The following is a 4,661-nucleotide window of genomic DNA, read 5'->3' on the forward strand; positions in this document are numbered from 1 at the left end:
CAACCCCCACCACCCCACCCAACACCTCCTCCACACCCTCCACCCCACAACACCCACCCGCCCCACCGCACACACCACCACCCACACCACCACCGGCTCCGAAGTCGCCACCCGGCTGCACGGCCTGGACACGACGGAGCGCGAGCGCGCCCTGCTGGACCTCGTACGCACGCACGTCGCCGGAGTGCTGCACCACGACAGCGCGAGCGCCGTCGACGCCCGGCGCGCGTTCACCGAGATCGGTTTCGACTCGCTCTCCGCCGTGGAACTGCGCAACAGGCTGAACAAGGCGACCGCCCTGCGGCTGCCCGCGACTCTCGTCTTCGACTACCCGACACCGCAGGCACTCGCCGAGTACCTGGGCGACAAGCTCTTCGGCGCGGCCCCGGCCTCGACCGCGACCCCGGTCGTGCCGTCCGGTGCGGCCCCCGACGAGCCCATCGCCATCGTCGGCATGAGCTGCCGCTTCCCCGGCGGCGTCAACTCTCCCGAAGATCTTTGGGAGTTGCTCGCCGAAGGACGCGACGGCATTTCACCCTTCCCCGAAGACCGCGGCTGGAACATCGACGACATCTATGACCCGGAGCCCGGCAAGTCCGGCAAGACCTACTCGCGTGAGGGCGGTTTCCTGCACGACGCGGCGGACTTCGACGCCGAGTTCTTCGGCATCTCCCCCCGCGAAGCACTGGCCACCGACCCCCAGCAACGCCTGCTCCTGGAAGCATCCTGGGAGGCACTCGAACGCGCCGGACTCGACCCCCACACCCTGCGCGGCAGCCGCACCGGCGTCTTCGCCGGCATCATGTACCACGACTACGCCTCCCGCCTCGGCAACTCCCCACTCCCCGAAGGCGTCGACACCTACCTCGGCAACGGCAGCCTCGGCAGCGTCGCCTCCGGCCGCATCTCCTACACCCTCGGCCTCGAAGGCCCCGCGGTGACGGTGGACACCGCGTGCTCATCGTCGCTGGTCGCACTGCACCTCGCGGTGCAGGCGCTGCGCAACGGCGAATGCTCGCTCGCCCTCGCCGGCGGCGCGACCGTGATGTCCACGCCTGACACCTTCATCGACTTCAGCAGGCAGCGCGGTCTGGCGCACGACGGCCGCATCCGTTCTTTCTCCGACTCGGCCGACGGCACCGGCTGGGGCGAGGGTGTCGGCATACTGTTGGTCGAGCGGCTCTCCGACGCCCAGCGCAACGGACACCACGTACTGGCAGTCGTACGAGGCAGCGCCGTCAACCAGGACGGCGCAAGCAACGGCCTCACCGCACCCAACGGCCCCTCACAACAACGCGTCATCCACCAAGCCCTCCACAACGCCCGCCTCAACCCCACCGACATCCACGCCGTCGAAGCACACGGCACCGGCACCGTCCTCGGCGACCCCATCGAGGCACAAGCACTCCTCGCCACCTACGGCCAGAACCGCCCCGCCGAAAGCCCCCTGCGGCTCGGCTCCATCAAGTCGAACCTGGGACACACCCAAGCCGCCGCGGGCGTGGCCGGAATCATCAAGATGGTCATGGCGATGCGCAACGGCATACTGCCCAAGACCCTGCACGTGGACGAGCCGTCATCGAAGGTGGACTGGACGTCCGGACAGGTGGAACTACTCACCGAGGCGGTGGCCTGGGAGAGCGAGGGGCCGCGAAGGGCGGGCGTCTCGTCGTTCGGGATCAGCGGCACCAACACCCACGTGATCATCGAAGAGGCACCGCAGGAGGAGACGGCGGCGGAACCTCGGGGTGCTGAGGTGGCGGTGCTGCCGCTGGTGTTCAGTGCACGGACCGATGGCGCACTGCGGGCGCAGGCAGCCGGCCTGCTGGACCTGCTGGAGGGGACGGACGCCCCCGAGCCAGTGGATGTCGGGCTCGCACTGGCCACGACCCGCGCGCAGCTGGAGCGCCGCGCGGTCATCACCGGTGCAGGGCGCGATGAGCTGCTCGCCGGACTGCGGACACTCGCGGCCGGCGAGGAAGCGGCAGGGACCGTACTGGGCACGCAGGTTGAGGGGCGGCTGGCGTTCCTGTTCACCGGACAAGGCGCGCAGCGCACCGGGATGGGACGTGAACTGGCCGAGGTCTTCCCGGTGTTCGCGGCCGCACTCGACGAGGTGTGCGCACACCTCGACCCGCTGCTGGAACGGCCGCTGAAGGACGTGCTGTTCGCGGCGGAGGGCTCGGCGGAGGCTGCACTGCTGAACCGTACGGAGTACGCCCAGCCCGCCCTGTTCGCCATCGAGACGGCCCTGTTCCGCCTGGCCGAGTCGCTGGGGGTACGCCCCGACCTGCTGGCCGGACACTCCATCGGCGAGATCAGCGCCGCGCACGCGGCCGGAGTGTTCTCGCTGGCCGACGCGTCTGCTCTGGTCGCGGCGCGCGGCCGCCTCATGCAGGCGCTGCCCGACGGCGGTGTGATGGCGGCCGTCCAGGCCACCGAGGACGAGATCCTCACCATTCTCGACGGAGTCGAGGACGCGGCCATCGCCGCCGTCAACGGACCCCGCGCGATCGTGGTCTCCGGCGCTGCGGCCTCCGTGGAGAAGGTGGTGGAGGCAGTACGGGCGCAGGGCGGCAAGACGTCCCGGCTGAAGGTCTCGCACGCCTTCCACTCCCCGCTGATGGACCCGATGCTGGACAAGTTCCGCACGGTGGTGTCGGGCCTCAGCTACAGCGAGCCCCGTACCCCGGTCGTCTCGACCGTCACCGGACGCACCGCCATGGCAGGGGAACTCACCTCACCCGACTACTGGGTGTCCCATGTCCGCAAGGCGGTCCGCTTCGCCGACGGCGTGCAGACCCTGGCCGGCGAAGGCGTCACGACGTTCCTGGAGGTCGGCCCGGACACGGTCCTGACCACCATGGCCCCCGACGCCCTGCCCGACGACACCACGGCCGCATTCATCCCGCTCCTGCGCCGCAACCGCCCCGAGGAGGCCGAGGCCCTCACCGCTCTGGCCCGCCTCTGGACCATCGGCCACACCGTCAACTGGCCGGCTCTGCACGCCGGCGGCCCCGCCCGCCCCGTCGACCTCCCCACCTACCCCTTCCAGCGCCGGCACTACTGGATCAACGCGGTGGCCGAGCAGGCCGACGTGTCCGCCTCCGGCCTCGCTCCCGCGCAGCACCCGCTGCTCGGCGCCGCCATCACGCTGCCGGAGTCGAGCGCGGTGGTCCTGACGGGACGCATCGGTCTCCAGACCCACCCGTGGCTCGCCGACCACGCCGTCATGGGCACCACCCTCCTGCCCGGCACCGCTTGCGTCGAACTCGCCCTGCGGGCGGGCGACCAGGTGGGTTGCGGCCTGCTGGAAGAGCTCACCCTCGAAGTGCCGCTCGTCCTTCCGCCGCAGGGCGCCTGCGACCTCCGGGTGTCCGTGGGTGAGCCCGACGAGTCCGCACGGCGGCCGGTCAACGTGTACTCGCGAGTCCAGGACGCGGCCTCTGCCGACGCCTGGACCCGGCACGCCAGCGGTCTGCTCGCCGTCGGCGCGAGCGCGTCCCGCTCCGGGGCCGATCTGAGCGTATGGCCGCCCGAGGGCGCCGCCAGCGTCGATGTGAGTGAGCTCTACTCGACGCTGGCCGCCGACGGGCTGGAGTACGGACCGGTGTTCCGGGGCCTGCGCGGCGCCTGGCGCCGCGACGGTGACGTCTACGCCGAAGTTGCCTTGCCGGAAGAGGCGCACGGCGACGCCGGTGCGTTCGGTCTCCACCCGGCCCTCCTCGACGCCGCACTCCACGCCACCGAGCTGGTGGGCGGCGAGAGCCGGCAGCTCGGACGCGGCGCGGCCCTGCCGTTCGCGTGGAGCGACGTGTCGCTGCACGCCTCGGGGGCGACCGCGCTGCGGATCCGGGTCGCGGCGGTCGACGGCAGTGCGGACACGACGTCGCTGGACCTGGCCGACGCGGCCGGAGCACCGGTGGCAACCGTCCGCTCGATGGTCGCCCGGCCGGTGTCTGCCGAGCAGATCGCGACGGCGCGCGGCGGTTCGCTGCCGCTGTACCACGTGGAGTGGACCCCGATCCCGACGGATGGCGCGAGTGCGGGTACCGGCACCAGTTGGGCGGTGCTCGGTTCGAAGGCTGACAAGTGGGCCTGGGCAGGCCTGACTTCGTACCCCGACCTGGCTTCGCTCGGCGATGCGGTGCCACCGGTGGTGCTGCTGCCGTGCCCGGTCGTCGAGTTCGACGCCACGGACCCGGACGGCAGGACGACGATGCCGGAGCGGCTTCGTGAGGTCCTCGGCGATGTGCTGGGCACTCTGCAGCAGTGGCTGGCGGAGGAGCGGCTGTCATCCTCGCGGCTGGTCGTCGTGACTCAGGACACGGACGGTCCGGGAAGCCTGATCAATGCGGCGGTGGGGGGTCTGGTCAGGTCGGCCCAGGAGGAGAATCCGGGCTGCTTCGTGCTGGCCCGCTGGGACGGCTACGAGGCCTCGGCCCGTCACTTCCCGGCCGCGGTCGCCAGTGGTGAGCCGCAGGTTTCGGTCCAGTCGGACGGTGTGTACGCGGCCCGGCTGGGACGCGTCGCACCCGATGTGACGGCCGCCGGCTCACCCGCTCCCACCGGTTTCGAGGACTGGGGCCCCGAAGACACCCTCCTCATCACCGGCGGCACCGGCGGACTCGCCACCCTCATCGCCGCACACCTCATCACCC

The 4,661-nt window shown here is 71.3% G+C and carries 1 protein-coding gene; it reads left to right on the forward strand.

The window, feature by feature from the left end; genetic code table 11:
* A partial coding sequence (locus ACIPEK_RS46185; protein WP_402008913.1) for a type I polyketide synthase occupies positions 1 to 4,661 on the forward strand: 4,661 nt, incomplete at both ends.

This window comes from Streptomyces sp. NPDC088246 (genome assembly GCF_044741025.1).
Lineage (GTDB): Bacteria > Actinomycetota > Actinomycetes > Streptomycetales > Streptomycetaceae > Streptomyces.